Origin of the sequence: Enterobacter sp. WCHEn045836 (genome assembly GCF_003965585.1) — a bacterium.
Taxonomy (GTDB): domain Bacteria; phylum Pseudomonadota; class Gammaproteobacteria; order Enterobacterales; family Enterobacteriaceae; genus Enterobacter; species Enterobacter dissolvens.
Genome location: NZ_RXPT01000024.1, coordinates 1 through 18,216 on the forward strand (window position 1 = coordinate 1; position 18,216 = coordinate 18,216).

General features: G+C 52.6%; 18 protein-coding genes and 1 pseudogene. 5 read left to right on the plus strand and 14 right to left on the minus strand.

The features are described from left to right. The 5 genes from EKN38_RS22890 to EKN38_RS22910 all read right to left on the minus strand — a co-directional run. Positions 1-1,323, minus strand: a 1,323-nt coding sequence (locus tag EKN38_RS22890) for an aldehyde dehydrogenase family protein (protein WP_126522843.1), incomplete at its 3' end; no start/stop codon positions are given. Between the two features lie 55 nt (positions 1,324-1,378). Then, the gene (locus tag EKN38_RS22895; RefSeq protein WP_126522845.1) at positions 1,379-2,371 is read right to left on the minus strand and encodes a transketolase family protein; all 993 of its coding nucleotides are present in this window, start codon (positions 2,369-2,371) and stop codon (positions 1,379-1,381) included. Next, positions 2,371-3,216 carry a transketolase gene (locus EKN38_RS22900; protein ID WP_126522848.1) on the minus strand — a complete coding sequence of 282 codons (846 nt, stop codon included), beginning with the start codon at positions 3,214-3,216 and terminating at the stop codon, positions 2,371-2,373. The genes EKN38_RS22895 and EKN38_RS22900 overlap by 1 nt, the downstream gene beginning before the upstream one ends. A gap of 13 nt (positions 3,217-3,229) precedes the next feature. Next, on the minus strand, positions 3,230-3,979 hold the full coding sequence (locus tag EKN38_RS22905) for an SDR family NAD(P)-dependent oxidoreductase (protein WP_126522851.1): 750 nt from the start codon (positions 3,977-3,979) through the stop codon (positions 3,230-3,232). Positions 3,980-4,028: 49 nt separating this feature from the next. After that, positions 4,029-5,360, minus strand: a complete 1,332-nt coding sequence (locus EKN38_RS22910) for an MFS transporter (protein ID WP_126522854.1) — start codon at positions 5,358-5,360, stop codon at positions 4,029-4,031. Positions 5,361-5,666: 306 nt separating this feature from the next. Here EKN38_RS22910 and EKN38_RS22915 point away from each other — a divergent pair, with 306 nt between their 5' ends. Then, a complete protein-coding gene (locus EKN38_RS22915; RefSeq protein WP_126522897.1) occupies positions 5,667-6,590 on the plus strand; it encodes a LysR substrate-binding domain-containing protein in 924 nt (307 codons plus the stop codon). Between the two features lie 301 nt (positions 6,591-6,891). On the opposite strand, the gene EKN38_RS22920 is transcribed toward EKN38_RS22915, so the two are convergent. Next, the gene (locus tag EKN38_RS22920; protein WP_079451260.1) at positions 6,892-8,280 is read right to left on the minus strand and encodes an MFS transporter; all 1,389 of its coding nucleotides are present in this window, start codon (positions 8,278-8,280) and stop codon (positions 6,892-6,894) included. Between the two features lie 237 nt (positions 8,281-8,517). On the opposite strand from EKN38_RS22920, the gene EKN38_RS22925 reads away from it, so the two are divergent. Further along, positions 8,518-8,919 (plus strand): MarR family winged helix-turn-helix transcriptional regulator, encoded by a 402-nt coding sequence (locus EKN38_RS22925; protein WP_024906927.1) that lies wholly within the window; start codon positions 8,518-8,520, stop codon positions 8,917-8,919. 110 nt (positions 8,920-9,029) lie between these two features. After that, positions 9,030-10,040 (plus strand): aldo/keto reductase, encoded by a 1,011-nt coding sequence (locus EKN38_RS22930; RefSeq protein WP_024906928.1) that lies wholly within the window; start codon positions 9,030-9,032, stop codon positions 10,038-10,040. A 99-nt stretch (positions 10,041-10,139) separates the two neighbouring features. Here the strand turns inward: EKN38_RS22930 and eamB are convergent, their stop codons facing one another. Continuing rightward, positions 10,140-10,727, minus strand: coding sequence for a cysteine/O-acetylserine transporter (gene eamB, locus EKN38_RS22935; protein WP_126522857.1), 588 nt, complete (start codon positions 10,725-10,727; stop codon positions 10,140-10,142). Between the two features lie 104 nt (positions 10,728-10,831). Here eamB and EKN38_RS22940 point away from each other — a divergent pair, with 104 nt between their 5' ends. Then, positions 10,832-11,710 carry a LysR family transcriptional regulator gene (locus EKN38_RS22940; RefSeq protein WP_024906930.1) on the plus strand — a complete coding sequence of 293 codons (879 nt, stop codon included), beginning with the start codon at positions 10,832-10,834 and terminating at the stop codon, positions 11,708-11,710. Between the two features lie 333 nt (positions 11,711-12,043). On the opposite strand, the pseudogene EKN38_RS22945 reads toward EKN38_RS22940, so the two are convergent. Further along, a pseudogene (locus tag EKN38_RS22945) lies at positions 12,044-12,145 on the minus strand (hypothetical protein); the annotation flags it as partial. A gap of 2 nt (positions 12,146-12,147) precedes the next feature. Further along, a complete protein-coding gene (umuD, locus tag EKN38_RS22950; protein WP_114262951.1) occupies positions 12,148-12,663 on the minus strand; it encodes a translesion error-prone DNA polymerase V autoproteolytic subunit in 516 nt (171 codons plus the stop codon). Positions 12,664-12,873: 210 nt separating this feature from the next. On the opposite strand from umuD, the gene EKN38_RS22955 reads away from it, so the two are divergent. Continuing rightward, a complete protein-coding gene (locus EKN38_RS22955) occupies positions 12,874-13,251 on the plus strand; it encodes a hypothetical protein (protein WP_126522860.1) in 378 nt (125 codons plus the stop codon). 31 nt (positions 13,252-13,282) lie between these two features. On the opposite strand, the gene EKN38_RS22960 is transcribed toward EKN38_RS22955, so the two are convergent. The 5 genes from EKN38_RS22960 to EKN38_RS22980 are packed head-to-tail and all read right to left on the minus strand — an operon-like array spanning position 13,283 to position 18,005. Beyond that, on the minus strand, positions 13,283-14,791 hold the full coding sequence (locus tag EKN38_RS22960) for a conjugal transfer protein TraG N-terminal domain-containing protein (RefSeq protein ID WP_126522863.1): 1,509 nt from the start codon (positions 14,789-14,791) through the stop codon (positions 13,283-13,285). A gap of 2 nt (positions 14,792-14,793) precedes the next feature. Next, positions 14,794-15,132 (minus strand): hypothetical protein, encoded by a 339-nt coding sequence (locus EKN38_RS22965; protein ID WP_117108909.1) that lies wholly within the window; start codon positions 15,130-15,132, stop codon positions 14,794-14,796. A 10-nt stretch (positions 15,133-15,142) separates the two neighbouring features. Continuing rightward, complete coding sequence (locus EKN38_RS22970; protein WP_126522865.1) at positions 15,143-16,618, minus strand: integrating conjugative element protein; 1,476 nt, start codon at positions 16,616-16,618, stop codon at positions 15,143-15,145. Beyond that, positions 16,618-17,610 carry a TIGR03756 family integrating conjugative element protein gene (locus EKN38_RS22975; protein ID WP_126522868.1) on the minus strand — a complete coding sequence of 331 codons (993 nt, stop codon included), beginning with the start codon at positions 17,608-17,610 and terminating at the stop codon, positions 16,618-16,620. Before EKN38_RS22975 ends, EKN38_RS22970 begins: the two co-directional genes overlap by 1 nt. Further along, complete coding sequence (locus tag EKN38_RS22980) at positions 17,607-18,005, minus strand: TIGR03757 family integrating conjugative element protein (protein ID WP_117108912.1); 399 nt, start codon at positions 18,003-18,005, stop codon at positions 17,607-17,609. The genes EKN38_RS22975 and EKN38_RS22980 overlap by 4 nt, the downstream gene beginning before the upstream one ends. Positions 18,006-18,216: the final 211 nt, after the last annotated feature.

Sequence of the window (18,216 nt, forward strand, 5' to 3'; positions counted from 1 at the left end):
TTTGTTGATCAGGTGTTTTGGACCAACGTTTTCAGAGATGGAGTTACCACCCCAGGAACCACAACCCAGAGTCAGGGAAGGTGCGAGTTTAAAGTTGTACAGGTCACCGATACCACCCTGAGAAGCCGGGGTGTTAATCAGGATACGTGCGGTTTTCATCTTCTGACCGAAGTGAGCAACACGTTCTGACTGGTTGTCCTGGTCGGTGTACAGGCAGGAGGTGTGACCAATACCGCCCATGGCGACCAGTTCCTCTGCTTTCTCTACCGCGTCGTCGAAATCTTTTGCACGGTACATTGCCAGCGTCGGGGAGAGTTTTTCGTGAGCAAATGGCTCGCTTTCGTCAACAACGGTTACTTCACCGATCAGGATCTTAGTGGTAGCCGGAACGGTAAAGCCTGCAAGCTCTGCAATTTTGTACGCTGGCTGACCAACGATAGCGGCGTTCAGTGCGCCATTTTTCAGGATGATGTCCTGAACAGCTTTCAGCTCTTTACCTTGCAGCAGATAGCCACCGTGGCTGGCGAAACGTTCACGAACGGCATCGTAAACGGAATCAACCACAACAACAGACTGTTCAGAAGCACAGATAACACCGTTGTCGAAGGTTTTGGACATCAGAACAGAAGCAACAGCACGTTTGATATCAGCCGTTTCGTCGATAACAACAGGAGTGTTACCCGCGCCTACGCCGATAGCTGGTTTACCGGAGCTGTACGCTGCTTTAACCATACCAGGACCACCGGTCGCCAGGATCAGGTTAATGTCAGGGTGATGCATCAGTGCGTTAGACAGTTCAACGGACGGCTGATCAATCCAGCCAATCAGATCTTTTGGTGCGCCAGCTGCGATTGCGGCCTGCAGAACGATATCTGCTGCTTTGTTTGTCGCATCTTTAGCACGTGGATGTGGAGAGAAGATAATTGCGTTACGGGTCTTCAGGCTGATAAGCGATTTGAAGATAGCGGTAGACGTTGGGTTAGTGGTTGGAACGATACCGCAAATGATGCCGATCGGTTCTGCAATGGTGATAGTACCGAATGTATCGTCTTCAGACAGCACGCCGCAGGTTTTCTCATCTTTATAGGCGTTGTAGATATACTCAGAAGCAAAGTGGTTTTTGATCACTTTATCTTCAACGATACCCATGCCGGATTCGGCAACGGCCATTTTAGCGAGAGGGATTCGGGCATCTGCAGCAGCCAGAGCGGCCGCGCGGAAGATTTTGTCTACCTGTTGTTGCGTAAAACCCGCGTACTGACGCTGAGCTTTTTTGACGCGCGCAACCAGCGCGTTTAATTCTTCAAGGGAATTAATCGACATGGTAACCTCGACCGGAACAGGGAAGTGCCGCCGCTGAACGCGGCGGCGAAAGCGATTAACGCAGGCGGTGCTTAATTTTTTCGACCATCTTCGTGGTGGAGATGCCGTAGCGGTCGTGCAGTGTCGGAAGCGCGCCGGCCAGCAGGAATTCGTCAGGCAGACCGACGGTATCCAGCTCGCAGCGTACGCCTTTACGCATCAGCAGCGCAGCAACTGCCTCCCCCAGCCCGCCGACCGAAGTGTGGTTTTCCGCGGTCACCACCAGACGACCGGGCTTCGACGCCTGCGCAACGATCGTTTTTTCATCAAGCGGTTTGATGGTGGGGACATGAAGCACCGCAGCGCTAATATTATCGGCCCGCAGTTTTTCAACCGCCTCGAGGGCGCGCATGGTCATCAATCCGGAAGAGATAATCAGTACATCGTTACCGTCCTCCAGCAGCTTCGCCTTGCCCAGCTCAAACTGATAATCATATTTATCGAGCACCAGTGGCACCTTACCGCGCAGCAGGCGCATATACACCGGTCCGTCGTGGTCGGCAATTGCCGGTACCGCCTGCTCTATCTCCAGCGCATCGCAGGGATCGACGATGACCATGCCGGGGATACCGCGCATAATCGCCAGATCTTCCGTTGCCTGATGGCTCGGCCCGTAGCCGGTGGTCAGGCCTGGCAGCGCCGCGCAGATCTTCACGTTCAGATGCTCTTCGGCGATGACCTGATGGATAAAATCATAGGCGCGACGGGTGGCAAAAGCGGCATATGTGGTGGCGAAGGGAATAAATCCCTCCTTCGCCATTCCCCCGGCGGCCCCCATCAGCAGTTGCTCTGCCATTCCCATCTGGAAGAAGCGATCCGGAAAGGCCTGGGCGAAAATATGCAGATCGGTATACTTTGACAGGTCCGCGGTCATCCCGACGATATCCGGTCGCTGCGCCGCCAGCTTCGAAAGTGCGACGCCAAACGGTGCAGAAACGGTCGCCTGGCCTTCATCAGCAATAGAGGCAATCATCGCCGACGTTTTTAAGCGTGGTTTACTCTGGCTCATTACAGCACTCCTTCCGGTTTGTTGGCATCCAGCACCGCAATCGCTTTTTGCCATTCGTCGGCATCGACGCGGATAAAATGGTTTTTATCGCGGGTTTCAAGGAACGGCACCCCTTTGCCCATCAGCGTGTCGCATAAAATGACCCGCGGCTGGTTGCCCGCATGATTTTTTGCATTGTCGAAGGCGGTCATCACTGCCGCCAGATCGTTGCCGTCCACGCGCTGCACGTACCAGCCAAAGGCAGCCCATTTTTCATGCAGTGGCTCAAAGCCAAGGATTTTGCGAGAATCGCCGTCCGCCTGCTGTTTGTTCACATCAACGATATTTATCAGGTTAGTCAGACCGTAGTGGGCTGCCGACATCGCCGCTTCCCAGGTTGAACCTTCGTCCAGTTCCCCATCCGACATGGAGTTATAAACCCTGGATGGGCTGCCTTTATGCTTCAGGCCGAGCGCCATCCCGACGGCAATGGAGAGCCCCTGTCCCAGCGAGCCGCCGGACATCTCCATCCCCGCCGTATAGGTTGCCATTCCCGACATCGGCAGGCGGCTGTCGTCAGAGCCGTAGGTTTCCAGCTCCTCTTCAGGGATAATCCCCGCTTCCAGCAGCGCCGCATAATAGGCGATGGCGTAATGACCGTGCGAGAGCAGGAAGCGGTCGCGACCTTCCCACTCCGGCTCTTCCGGACGGAAGCGCATCGCGTGGCTGAACGCGGTGGCCAGCACATCGGCATAGCCTAACGCCTGGCCGATGTAGCCCTGTCCCTGAACCTCGCCCATTTGCAGGGCATAGCGACGGATACGCCACGCCGCCGCGGCAACTTGTTGTGTTTCTGTCATCTTCATCTGATTGCCTCGCTTAGTGGATTAACATGCCGCCGTTCACGTCCAGGGTGATACCGGTCGAGTAGGAAGAGAGATCGCTGCCGAGGAAAAGGGCGGCGCGCGCGATATCCACCGCATCACCCAGACGGTTCATCGGGATCCCGGCGAGGATGTTGGTCGTCATGTCGTCGGTCAGCTTGCCGGCGGTGATATCGGTCTGAATCAGCCCCGGGGTGATGCAGTTAACGCGGACGTTATCCGGACCAAGCTCGCGCGCCATCGCCCGCGCCAGGCCGAGCACTCCGGCTTTTGCGGCACTGTAGTGCGGACCACCGAAGATACCGCCACCGCGCTGGGCGGAAACCGAAGAGATACAGACGATGCTGCCAGATTTTTGCGCCCGCATCGCCGGGATAACCGCCTGCGACATGAGCAACGTGCCTCGCAGGCTGACATCCAGTACCGCGTCATAGTTCTCGCGCTTGATATCCATCAGCTTCAGCGGCTGGGTAATGCCCGCGTTATTCACCAGCACATCGACCCGGCCATATTTCGCCAGAATCTGTTCTGTTGCCGCCTGCACCTGAACTTCATCGGCGACGTTCGCCGCAAGACCGAGATGGCCTTCGCCCAGGGCCGCCGCAGCGGCTTTGCTGGCTTCGCCATTGAGGTCGATAATGACCACTTTCGCGCCGTTCTCGGCAAATAATTTTGCGGTGGCAAAACCTAAACCTCGTGCGGAGGCCGCACCGGTAATAATGGCTACTTTATTTTTTAATAACATATTTTCGCTCCATGACATGACGTCATATTAATTGACAGGGAAATTTCAGTTATTGTGGCTCATCGAGGAAGAGAATAACCACCAGGCAAATTGCTGCGCAAATACCAAAATAGGTAAATACAGAATTAAAGTTGCCAGTCTGGTCAAGTAAGAAACCCGCGACCATTGGGGCTACGAAGCCGCCAAGGTTACCGCCGGTATTAATAACAGAAGAGGCAATCGGATAGGTTTTACTGTCCGAAACGGCCATGCCGTAGGCAGTAAACGCTGGCCAGCCAATATTCAGACATAAACCGACAAAAAATAATCCAGTACATACCGCCAGTGTACTGGCCGGGATATTCAGCATAATTAGCATCATGACCACGGTTGAAATCGCGGTGAACATCATGGTGGGTTTACGCCGGCGGCCTAACACTTTATCCGAGATCCAGCCTCCGCCAATAGCGCCAATAAATCCGCCGATGCACGGCATAGTTGCCACAAAACCCATGCTCATCACATCAAAACCACGCTCTTTAACTAAATACAGCGGGATCCACGTTAATAATCCGTACAATACGCTGACCATCATAAAATAGGCCAGGCAGTCACCAAGAATATTTTTGGAGGTGAATAATCCTTTCACCGTATCGATAGGTGCTATTTTTTTTACCCGAATGATTTTATCAAGCCAGATGAAGCGGTCGGCAATTAATATATTTTCGCGTACGGAGTTATTATCGGTTTCGCGCCCGGCATTGATCTCTTCCAGCTCGCTTTGCGAAACAAATCCGCTCTCTGAAGGTTTCGACTTAACCAGCAGGTACCAGGCTACTGCTGCTACAATTCCCGGTATCGCAAAGGAAAAAAAGACCCACCGCCAGCCCCAGGTAACTGCAATCCATACCGCCAGAGGGGGGACGATAATCGGCGCAAACATAGTGGCAGCAATGTAAACGCCCGTTGCCGTGGCTTTCTCTTTCGGCGGGAACCAGTTATTAATTGTTGAAGCCAGACCAACCGGACATGGCCCTTCGCTAAGTCCCAGCCCCAGACGCACCATCTTCAGGCTAAAAACGGAGTTCACGGTACCCATCAGCCAGGTAAAAGCGGAAAAGCCAAAAATTGACAGCGATACCAAGCCCCGGGTACCACGTCTGGCAATAAAAAAACCGGCCGGGATCTGGCTTACCGCATAGCCGAGGAAAAACATACTGGCGATGGCCCCGGCTTCAAAGTTGTTGATATGGAACTCATCAATAATAAACGGCAGTACCGCGCCGATGTTCGTTCTGTCGGCGTAATTTATTGCATACACCAAGAAAATCATCGTTAATACGACAAAACGATACTTTGTCTTCCTGGTGTCGGTACAGACAACGGTATCTATACGTGACATAGGGTATCCTCTTTATTTTTTTAACTTTTGTGTACGTCGCCGTAACACGCTTTTTCAGACCTTCGGAGGGAATATAACAACGCGCTCTAAATATGGCATTTAAAATACCTCAATTCCGATTGAGAAAAATTTGATTTATGACTACCTTCAAGTTCCCACTATTTCCAGCATAATTATAATGTGACATATCTCACATTATGTTCTTGTAGCTCAGTGTTCTACTACAAAATCTGACGAAACAATTGATTAATCGTTCCGTTACTGTTTATCTGACCTTCCCTTAATACGTAATGAAGGAATTGAATGATGAGCTCCTCCTTATCCAATAAGATGTTGCCAGTTCCTTCGTTACGTAACATCCGGACATTTATAGAAGTCGCTGATACCGGAAATCTGAATATTGCTGCTGAGAATCTTAACATTACGGCTTCTGCCGTCAGCCATCAGATTGCAGGTCTTGAGCATTATTTAGGTAAAAAATTATTATCCCGAAGTAGTAAAGGCGTGACGCTGACAGCTATTGGTCAGCGTTATCTTAAGGAGGTGTCAGGCGCACTGAATATCATCGGGCAGGCGACCAGTCAGGTGATTAATGACATTCACCAGGATTATTTGCGTATCCATTCGGCTCCCAGCTTTGGTTTGCTCTGGCTAATGCCCAGGCTCGATAAATTTCGCAAGGCGTGGCCTGAACTGAAAATTAGTTTAACCTGCTCTTATGAAAGCATTCAGTTTTCACGCGACAACATTGATATAGACATTCGTCATGGTCTTCCACAATGGCCGACACTCGTGGTAAAAACTATCCGAAACGAAAGAATGCATCCATACGCCTCAAACGCCTGGAGGGAGAAGCACCCCATCGAAACGGTTGAAGACCTGTTATCATGCGATCTCATCCATTCGGATAGTACACTGATTAACTGGAACAACTGGTTCTCATGGCACAGGCTGCATAACTACAATAAAAATTTCATATTCAATTTTGATCGGTCGTATATGAGTATCGAAGCGGCAAAAATGGGATTGGGTGTTATTCTAGAAAGCAACCTGTTGGCAGGTGAGAGCTTACGCAAGCAATATTTACAGCCTGTGTTTAAAGACGATCTCAGTATGGCTGTAAATGCCCACCATCTGGTAATGCCACACACCAGCGAACAGAAAACCAAAGTTAAAGCCTTCATTACCTGGATAACTGAGGAACTCAACGCGGCAGGATTTGAGCTCTGAATAGCTGTTCGGAATAGCAAATCACCTTAAGGGAACTCAGCCAGGATTGTGAACTTTGCACAATAGCCAAACCAACCCTGCCACCACACAACTGAACAATGCCGAATACTCCACAGTGAACAACCACTGGGGCAGAATGCTATCCAAGAAACCCGGGATAAAAACAATCCCCGCCGACTGACGATGATTCTTATGCTGACCTGGGGGATTTCGTCACTGATGTAGCCAGAACGCTCTGCTGACGAACTGTCAGCTTTGTGCCAGGAGCGGACATTGACTTGCTCCCGTGTTGCTGAGGCATTTACTTTTTCGGGGAAATTTTGCGGCGCAGGTAATTCGCCGACAGCGCCGCAATAAGGCCACACAGGCTCATCAGCAGCCAGGCTGCATGGAAGGATTCGGGTGCAGCAGCTTTACCGCTTAGAGCAACAAAAAGCGCAACGCCGATCGCCGCACCAATCTGGCGTGAGGTGTTGATCAGCCCTGTTCCTGTCGAATACATATGGGCCGGAAGCCCGGAAACCGCACCTGCAATAAAGCCCGTCTGCGCGATACCCGCACCGAGTCCGGTCATAATCAGTCCGGGCAAATAGTTCAGTAACCAGGCATTATCGGTATGGTCGCTGAGCGTTAAAAACCACCAGAGTCCACTCAGGAAGTACAGTACGGAGCCTGCGACAGCAAGGTTCTGTGGAGTGGCCTTTACCCTCCCGATAAGCAGCGAGGCGACAACGGCGGTGCCGGGTCCCGCAGCAAAAGCAAGACCTGCCTGTGCGGCGGTCAGGTGCCATGCCTGGGTCAGAAACATCGTGCCGCCAAGTAACATAACGGCAAAACTCATATAAAAACATCCCATGCCTATTGTTGCCGTTGTGAAAGCCCGGGAATGGAACAGACTCAGGTCGAGAAGAGGACGGGAGGATTTCAGGCAGTGGTACACAAATACCGTCAGAACGACGATGGCTCCCATACTTCCCGCGAAAATAGCGGCTTTGTGGGTGGCCCATTCCGAAGTATGAGCTATGGTGGCGGTGAGGAGAGCTATTCCTGACGTCAGGAGTACGCTTCCAGCAATATCGGGGGCAGGCCCGGTATGCGGTGCACTTTCTTTCAGGTATCGGGTACAGATGAGAGCCCCAATCACGATGGGCACGTTGATGAAGAAAATCAGATGCCAGTCCGCCTGAACCAGAAAGCCACCCAGGACAGGGCCCGCCGCGGCCGCAACCGAGCCGGTGGCTGCCCAGAACCCGATCATCTGCTTATGCTTCTCCTGAGGATATGCACCCAGTAGTAGCCCAAGGCTTGTCGGGATGAGCATGGCCGCAGCAACCCCCTGTATTGCCCGCGCGGCGATGAGTATCCAGAGCGTGGGCGCCAGCCCGCAGAGCAGGCTCGACAGACCAAACAGGGCCAGACCTACCGAGAAAATAGTCCGTCGGCCGTACCGGTCAGCAAAACGGCCGCTCAGCACCAGAGTGGAGGCAAAACAGACTGAGAAGATCGTCAGAATCAATGACAGTGTGGCCTCGGGGTGTTCGGGAAAACTTCGGCTGATCGACGGGAAGGCAAGATTGACGACAAATAAGTCCAGTGAGCTCAGGATGCTGCCCAGCCCGATTGAAAGCAGGCCAGCCGGGTGAATACGTGACGGTGAACTCGATGCTATGGTTGATGAATTAATGGCCATGTTTCCTCTCTGAACAAAGCGCTGTCCGCTGACTACGGGTATAACAATATACGTGTATATACCCACATATTGCGATCAGCGTCAACACTTTCCAGCAGGTCAATAAACCTTCGGGTTCAGCCAGGGAGTCACTGCATCAAATGTTTATTTTCCGGTGTCGCATTCTGGACTCAGATCTAATGCGGGTATATGCTCTTAAATCCCTTTTGTTATCTGATCTTGATATGGGCACTGGATATGAGTTCTCCCTGCTACTGTAAAAATCTGCGTGATTTCACACGTAAGATGACCGCGATTTACGATGCCGAGCTGGATGCCTATGGCATCAATATTGCTCAGTATTCGTTGATGAGGCTGGTGATAAACAATAATCCCGTAAGCCTTACCCGGCTCGGTGATATCGCCGGGCTGGATCGTTCTACGGTAGGACGAAACGTCACCGTTCTGGCGCGTCAGGGGTGGTTGCAGGTTGACCGTGATGGTATGGACAAAAGGCAGCAGCAGGTCTCTATCACCCCTGAAGGTGAAGCGCTTATCAGAGACGCGTTTCCGTCCTGGCAGCGCTGCCAGCACATCATTGAAGAACGTCTTGGCGCGGACAACGTCATGGCGCTGCAGAACATTTTTCACCAAATCTGAATTGCAGGTTGTCAGCGTAAAAGAATAAGATGATATATGGGCATATACCCGCTAATCCGGGTCTCCTTCAAAGACATGGTAAATCATAAACATAAGCAAGAGGTGACAATGTGAAATATCAGATCCTTGGCAATACAGGCGTTCGAGTCTCTTCAGTAGCCCTGGGAACGGCAAATTTTGGCATGCGGTGGGGATACGGCGCATCGTTAGACGAAAGTCGGGCGATTTTAGATGCTTTTGCAGAGGATGGCGGTAACTTTATAGATACGGCTGATGTGTATCAGTTCGGTGAATCAGAAGAGTTTCTGGGGGCCCTCCTTCAGGGACGCAGAGAGAATTTCTTTCTTGCGACAAAATATTCGAGCGGCGCATCTAAAGCAGCTGGCGGGCTGGTTACAGGCAACAGTCGCCGGGCGATGGTGTCTTCGGTGGAGTCGAGTCTGAAGCGGCTTAAAACCGATCGTATCGATTTATACTGGGTTCATCATCCTGACGATATTACGCCGTCAGAAGAACTGGTACGGGGGCTTGAAGATCTGTCCAGAGCCGGAAAAATTCTTTACGCCGGTTTGTCCAATTTTTCGGCCTGGCGGCTGGCACGCGCAGCAACGCTTGCCGAGCTGTCTCGCGCGGTGCCGATTGTCGCCTCTCAGTTCCAGTACAGTCTGGTTTCACGTCAGCCCGAACGTGACATGCTGAAAGCCTGTCAGGCGCTGCAGATAACACCCATAACCTGGTCCCCGCTGGGCGGTGGAATGCTCACAGGCAAATACCGCGCCGGTGAAAAAGGCAGGGCAGAAGGGATGGGCGGAAAGGTATTCCAGGCGGAAAACAACGAACAGCGGAGCGCCATTCTTGACGAGGTTCTGGCTATAGCCACTGAAAACGGGGCAAGCCCGGACCAGGTAGCTATTGCCTGGGTTGCTGCACAGGAATGTATCCCTATTATTGGCCCCCGGACCCAGGCGCAGTACGTCAGTAATGTGGGGTTTTCAGGGGCGAATCTCACAGAGGCACAAATCGACAGGCTGAACAGCGTCAGCCAGTTTGACAATGACATTAAAACTGCCCCCGTGCAGGCATTACTGGGGCATGTTATACCGGGTAAACCCGTGGCATAACATTAGGGCTATAGCCCTGGGGGATAAACTGACATCAGAACTGTTGTCAGTTTATCCGACTGAAATGACGGGAACAGGATCAAGCGAACTGTATGTGTTTCACAACAACATATCCACTGCGACCAGTACCAGTGCCCCTGCAAGGATCCTATTGACCATGCGACCGTGCTGGCGAAGAAGCGCCTGAAAAAGGTGTCCTGCTGCCGCCCAGCAGAGGTTGCCAAAAACACCGATCAAAGCCAGCAGAACGCTGATCAGAATAATCCAGACCTGACTGCTGGTATAGGGAATGACGAAAGTAGAGAGCGCCGTTACTCCATAAAGGATGATTTTTACATTCGCAAACTGCAGTAAAAAACTGGTTCTGAAGCTCAGTGGGACGTCAGAACGGGTGTTATTTGCAGGCTGGCTTCGGGCTATTTTCAGTGCCAGCCAGAGAATATAAATCACGCCTAACCAAGTCAGCCAGTGGGTTACGGAAGGCAGTGTCCGGGTTATCGCCACGGTAAATAATGCGCACAGGAGCATAATAATGAGAAATCCAGCCCCCATGCCAGCCAGTGGACGTAGGCTTTTATGAAACCCGTGAGTATGCACGCAGCTCAGAGCCAGAATGTTATTAGGACCTGGGGTAAGTGCAGTGATGAAAGTATAAGCCAAAAAAGCGCCAGCAATTGAAAGTGACATAATAACTCCTCTTTTTTTTTAATTTAGAGGATGCCAATAAGAAAAAATATTGAATGTTTTCGCATTCATGATTCAACATTATGAATACTTCACAGGAGACAATCTTGGACTTACGTCGTTTGTTAACCCTCAGGACCATTCTGGAAGAAGGATCGTTTGCCAAAGCAGCCAGTAAACTTTGCTGTACGCAGTCAACGGTTACATTTCAGATCAGACAACTTGAGGCCGAATACGGCGTTCAGCTGTTTGAAAAAATTGGTCGCCGCATGGTGCCAACGGATGCCGCCAGGAATATGATGCCCCATATTCATGAAATGATGGTCGTTATAAATAGCATTAAGCAGGCTGTCCAGCGAAACGATGAACCGGAAGGTGAATTGCGCCTTGCCGTGGGCGAGACGCTGCTCTCCTACAAGATCCCGCAGGTGCTGAAGAGTTTTAAGAAAAGAGCGCCGAATGTGTTGCTGTCTCTGCAATCCCAGAACTGTTATACAATCCGTGACAGCTTGCTGGCCAATGAAATTGATTTGGGGATTTTCTATCGTGTGGGCAATGATGCTTCTCTCATTATGGAAAACTATGGCGAACATCCTCTCGTGCTCGTTGCCTCTCCCGAATTAGCACTGGTTGATTTCACTCGGGGAAATCAGCATATCCCCGTTAGTTTCATTATTAATGAAAAACAATGTGTATTCCGTCTGATGTTTGAATCTGTCCTCAGACAAAGAAAAATAACGATTGACTCCACCATTGAACTCATCAGCATTGAAAGCATTAAGCAGTGCGTGATGGCTAATACAGGCGTGACGTACTTACCGCGATTCACGGTGGAGAAAGAGCTGCGTGCCGGACTGTTGCAAGAACTTCCTCTGTCACCACGCCCTGAAACCCTTTCTGCAGTGTGTGCTCATCACTCAGGTAAGGTCATTACGCCAGCAATGGAGCTGTTTATTCAGTCCTTACGGGAGAGTCTGGATGCCTGATCGCTGCCCTCGTATTGCTTTGCAGGATTGCCCTGTCGGTTTTAGCAGTAGACAGGGCTGACAATGATTAACGGCCAAAGGATGTCACGTTGGGCCGGCTCCCCGGAAGTCCAGGTACGGCTGATGACACTAGGTCAATTTTGCCTTTCATTTTCAGGTATGCGCGGCGTGCTCTGACCTGCTTCCGGTTGATTATCAGATGCCAATTTTAGTCATGGATCCCGGCTGTTATGACAAATGCGAACTTCCGCTGTTCGCTCATAGCGGAGCATTTATTTCTTCAAAACTGAAGAATTTAACGCTCGAAACTAACTAACACTTCTCACCACTCAGATCATTATTGGATAGTACAACCACAGGTTTGCCACGGAGGTCTGGCCTGAAAACGGTTTCGCATGAAGCATAAAAAGAATTCACATCGACCAGCGCAAACATGCTCAGGCATCCCGGAATTTGAAGGAGTGTACGAGATGACGAACCACACCAAATACCACTGTTTCTATATCCTCAGTAAGGGGGATTGAAGAATAAGCTGGATTAGCCGGGACCAGAGCTGGCGATGGCAATAGCTGAAGCCTCTTACAGGTAAACTCCCCATCTACGGCTGCAATGACAATGTCACCGTGCCTTGCCTCACGAATACACTCCACTATTAGTAAATCACCGTCTTTAATCCCGGCATTAAGCATCGAATCCCCCTCTGCTCGCACCAGATAGGTACTTTCCGGATAGCGGATGCAAAGGTCATCAAGGGAAAGACGTTTTTCGACATAATCCTGTGCTGGAGAAGGGAAACCGCAGGAGACTCCATCGCCAAACAATGGAACGCATGCCAGTGAACGGTCACCACCAGGAAGTTTGGCGTACGCCACCATCAGCAAAGCCGGTACACTCGCATCATTTTTAACGGGAGGGTTATATCTCTCCACCAGTTGCTCTAAAGAGTCTGCCATCTTAGTCCCAACCCAAAAATACTGTTTATACATACAGTATAGTGATTGAAATCCAGCGATTACAAGCCCTGGCTGGATAGTATGAAGCAACCTGATGAGTTTTAATGAATTAATTAGTTTCCTAGGGGATACTAACAGCCCTTGGTAATTGCACAAAAAACCGGCTATGGCTATAGTGGTCTTGAGACTTACCAGGTATGGAGGAATGTAATGCCTCAATCTCAAAAAAATCGAGCGTGGAATCGTGGAGCAAGACTTGCAATCCTTTATAAGCAAATGAAAGCTAAGCTCCTGAATTTTAATAAATTTTGCGTAACATTGGCAAGTAAAAATAGAATACCTACATGGATTGGCCATATACCCTTGGTTCTGGTTTTTGCCGGCACACTAGCAGGGCTTTTGACAGTGGGTTTTGTTATCTCCGCATGCCTGATCTTTCTTTTATGTATTACCCTCATTGCAAAAAATGTCAGCTCGTCAGCTCCTGACGATGATGATTCAAGCACAGGCCCCGGTTACAGATATGGTAAAGATGGATATGGTTATTATACGGGTTCTGATGACATTACGTCTGAGAAACTAGATTAAGCGAGGCATTCACGCCTCGCTTAATATGCCATTATAAACGAACACTTTTTTTAACTGAATCTACAGCTGCTCCCCCGGTTTCTTGAGGTTTAGAAACCCCAGTTTTAAGTGCCCCAGAGATTACATCGCCTATTCTTACTCCCGCCCAAGATAATGCTCCTAACCATACTGCAGGCAGTACAATAAACATCGCCCCCATTACCAGATTCATAATGAGGTCATCTGAGCTGTTCTGCAGTCCCGCCATATTAAAGCGGCTATGTGTGTCAGAACTGTATAATGCGGTCAGCAGCCAGCTGTCGAGCCAGCGCGCCAGCTCCCACCAGAATGTCAGGAAGTTCAGGGCGAAAATGACAAACGTAATCGTGATTACCGTTTTGAATTCATAGGCCGCAAAGGCCAGGATCAGCGGCAGCATGACATACATTGCCATCAACACGATGGCCTGTACCATAGGCAGCGCCTGTCGCATCGCATCGAACGCCGGGAATGCCGCCAGACTGCCGAGAGATGTCCCGCCAATAGCCGCCACGCGTGCCGCTGCATTATCCAGGGTAAAATCGGCGTTGCCGCCATAGCCGGCATACACATGGCCACTCTGTGAGACCGTCAGGCTTTCCGGGCTGACCAGACGCCGTATGACAGCTTCCTGATAGTCACTGTCGTTAAAGCCTGACATTTTCATGGCGGCCGAGATACGCAGCCACATATCGGGGTCGGCCTGGTCCTTCACGCGAGCTTTCAGACCGGTGTCCGTACTGCTCCACCACTCGCTGCAGGTGGGATAACCGCCTCTTCCGGTATTGGGCCGGCCGCTGTCCCGGCTGTCGGTCCACGGGAACGCGGCCCGGGGCAGTTTGGACTGCAACGAAGGATAATACCGGCTCAGGAATGTACTGCTGCCAATCCATTCGATATCACGCAGCGTGGTTTTATCTTTTGTCTGTCCCTGGTCCTGTTGCTTCCACAGATACAGCGCAACCGAATAGCAGTCGTTGGTGAAGTCCTGCAGCTCCTGCGCCAGCGCTTTGTTGTCGATACGCGTATGCTGCACTTCAAAGCGGATCTGCCGCATGTCAGGGCGGCAGGGAATGGTCACCACCGCCGCCTGGGTTACCCCTTTCGAGAGTTTATGAATCAGCACCCACCATACCGGTGCTGCGGCCGTCTGGTCGTTGAGACTGGTGACCACGCCGGCATAGCCGCTTTCATCCGGCGCTTTTGGCGTCCACACACCACAGCTCTTTGCCCGGGTTGTATCGTACTGCATCGTACTCAGGCTGACATTAATCAGCGGTACGCAGCAGGCAATCATCACCAGGAAGCCAGCATAAAGCGCGTTCTCGATACGGGGCAGCGACAGCATCCCCTTGTTGCCTTCATCCTCCCCTTCTTCACGGACCTTCAGCCAGATCCCCACCACCTTAAACGCCAGCGGCAGGACAAAAAGCCCGGTGCCCAGCAGGACATTCCACAGGCCGTTATTGATCACCCAGCCGAGCAGCGTGAGAAAATACTCAAGATAGCTGTTTGTCGTCATCGTCAGGCTCCCGGACCGGTAAACATCGCGTACTCACACAACGCGATAAAAAGCACACTGACCACACTGATGCGCAGCAGCGGCCGCCGGTATGCCTCCCGAAAACCCGGCGCATGCCGGATTTTCCAGAGACCCCAGGCGACCAGCGCATACAGCGCCAGTCGCCACATCAGCCAGCCGTAACGCGTCGACTGCATCCAGCTCCGGAATGCAGCAGCTTCAGTCGGATGTTTCATAGCGGTGTCAGCCATCATCAGTGAGACCACCATGAACAGCGCCATGCAGGCGAGGAAGATGCCGGCACGGGTCAGGGCTTTCCTGACAGTCGTTTTATTACGCATCCTTATTCCCTCATTCAGCCGACTGCGGCGCTGCCATCTGGTTGAAGCGACTGTCGGTATTGTCATCAGACTGGGTCTGCGGGTTGGTTTCGACGCGCTGGTTCTCCCTGTCGATAATGGTCAGTACCGAATTACGTGACAGTTCACGCTTCATCTCCATCTCGTTTTTCAGCGCCGCAATTTCCCGATCCAGCGCCTCAATACGCTGGCCGGCGGTATCAATGGCCTTTGGCTGGGCAGCGGCATTCGGCTCCGACATACCGGTAATCATCATGCGACGCATCAGCAGCGCCGTTTCCACCGTGTCAGACATGGCCAGTTCGCCTGCAAGGCGGGCGGTCAGGGCAGCATTATCCGGATCACGCTGCAGGGCTTTTATCACGCCGGCCGTCACCGGCAGTCCGCCTGTTTTCAGCTTCGCCAGATTCGCGGCCGTGGGCTTTTCCGTACCGTTGACGAGCCTGACCAGCTGCTCAGCGTTGGCTTTGGTTGCCTCCTCCAGCAGTGGGGCAAAGCCGGTGCCGGCAACGGTCGTACCGGGCTGGTCATCCGCATCACCGCTGGTACATTCGCTCGCGTTGGCACAGGTGCGCATCGAACGATCGCCCAGCACCTTCACGGTCATGGCCGCCGCCTCTTCCGCGCTGCCGAATTTAGAACATGCGCCACCGTTACAGCTGCTTTCTCCGACAGTCGAATCAGACGTGACGGGCAGACCGTTCATCATGTTGTAGCCGGCAGCAACAAGGTCATGGGTGACACGGATGGCGGGCTGCCCCGCCCCCCCACGTTTCTGACCACCAATCCAGTTGTTGCCCGACGTGCCGGTGACTTTCCGCCCCGCCTCATCTGCACGAACCGCATCAGTATCTCCGCTGTTCACAACAGACTTGTATTCATCCATCATGGCCTGCTGCGTCCAGTTACTGCTGTCGCTGAAGTCCATCATCTTTTTCGCCATGTTCTGGCAGTTGAGCTGCGCCTTGTCGAATGACACATTGGCCTGAAGCACGCCGTTGGTGAGCATGTCATACAGACCGGGGTTGGCCCGCTGAATGACCATCGCCGGCAGACTGGCCACCGCGCCGGTGGCCCCCTGAATCACGTCGCCCATCAGGTTTTTAAAGCCGGATGTGACGCCGTTGAGCTGGTTGCCGACGGTGGTTTTCAGGTCAAAATTGCCGCACATCAGGTCACTGCTCCAGCCGGTATTCAGCCCCAGCTTCTGCATATTGCCGCGCGTGGCCGGCTGGGAAATGACCGAGCCGCCGCCGAGGGTGTAGAAGAGCTTGTCCGACACCGCACCATCGACGGACTTGCCGTAACCGATGGCGCTGTTGTTCACCTGCGGCAGGGACATGCCCAGGATGGTATTGTCATCATCGGCCGCGTGCGCGCCCGGGAGGACAGTCAGCAGTGAGCCGGTCAGCAGCAGGCTTACGCGAACGGCTGAAAATGAAGGTGTTTTTTTCACGGTTTTCCTCATCAGATATCAGTGCTGCCCAGAAATTTCTGCCCGCGCTTTTTGCAGCAGCTGTAGGGCTGCCAGAGCGCAAAGGCTTCATTGTTATCGCTCGCGGCGGTATAGCTCCCGTCCGGGAATACGGCACATGACTGAGTCATGTGGGGAGCCAGCCGCTGCCATTTGTGATTTTGCGTGCCGGTGTTTTCCGTGACCTCGCCCGGTGGCCAGTACCCGTCATGGCGGTTGCCCTTAAGCACCTGATACACATGCGGCTGGCCGGCGCGGGTGATAATGTCTGCCACACGCTGCGCCACCACGGCAGAGGCTTTGTCATCATCGGTCTGGCTGATAAACCCCGAACGGGGATAGATGTTGCCCCACATATTGGCTGCTGCCTGACTGCCGATTTCCCGCTGGCCGGGAACAAGCGCCTCCGGATACAGGGACTCCGGTACGCCCGTGCGCCAGGCCGCCGAATCCAGCGTACTCAGGAAGTAAGGCATTAACGGGGTGGCTGCGGTATCACAGGAATAGCCCGGAATACTGCCGCCAATCAGGGAGGTGGCCGGGTGGCCAATCGCATCGGCATACTTGAAACGCACCGCGGACTTGCGCTGGCCGGGATTTTTCATGTCGGCCGGATTGGCTCCTCCGGCAGAAACACCGGAAAGCCCGCTGGTCACGGCACTTTCCAGCCCGCCGGCGGTCTGGCTGACAAACGCCATTTCCTGCCACGGGTTGCCGCCCGGCGAGACATAGGTTGAAACGACTGTCTGGGGTATGAAGTGGGTGACCTTGACCGACGTGCGCACCTTGCAGCCAAAGGGGGTGCAGAACAGCCAGTAACAGATGCCACTGACACGCCAGCTGATACAGTTTTGCGACACGGCGCTGGCAATAATCTGCGCCGTGTTAAGTGCTGCAACAGCAGCCGGCGCGGTTGCCGTACCCAGTACCGTGGCAACCGCCAGCGAGCGCACCGTGGTTCTGATGCGGGAAGGTTTTGTATTCACTGACCACCTCCCCGGTTACGCAGGGAAGTGGCCACGGCCACATCCGTGGTGCCGTACACCACATCGCGGTCATCAAATACCACAGCCGGCACTTTTTTAATGCCCAGTTCCCAGGCCCGGACCACCTGGCGATAGGAATCATTCAGCTGCAGCTGTTTTTGTTGCCAGGCAGGCGATGCCATAACCTGCCTGACCTGTGCTTCGGCCTGCTGCGGGTCTGCAGGCAGTTCCCCGAACATGTAGGCCTGCAGCCGGTCAGGACCATCAAGAAGGACCACCGGCACGTCCGGCGGCAGATTTGTCGGCAGATGTTGACTGTCGGTGAAGACGACCGTGCCGGCCAGTACGGATGCCGGCAGCAGAGCCGGCAGGAAAACAAGAGAGGTCAGTTTCATGAATCGGGCTCCGTCAGACTGAATCGCCTGACAGCGTGCCCGTGGCCGCTCAGAAAAGCCGCAATAAATTGAAAATTAGAATGTGAGAATTAGCGTAATGGTTTTTAGTTCGGTCACAGAAGGGGGAGGACCAGGGAGAGAAAACAAAAAAGCCACTCTATGAGTGGCTTTTTTGTTCTTACAAATTTTGTGTTCGTCGGCCTGCATTTTT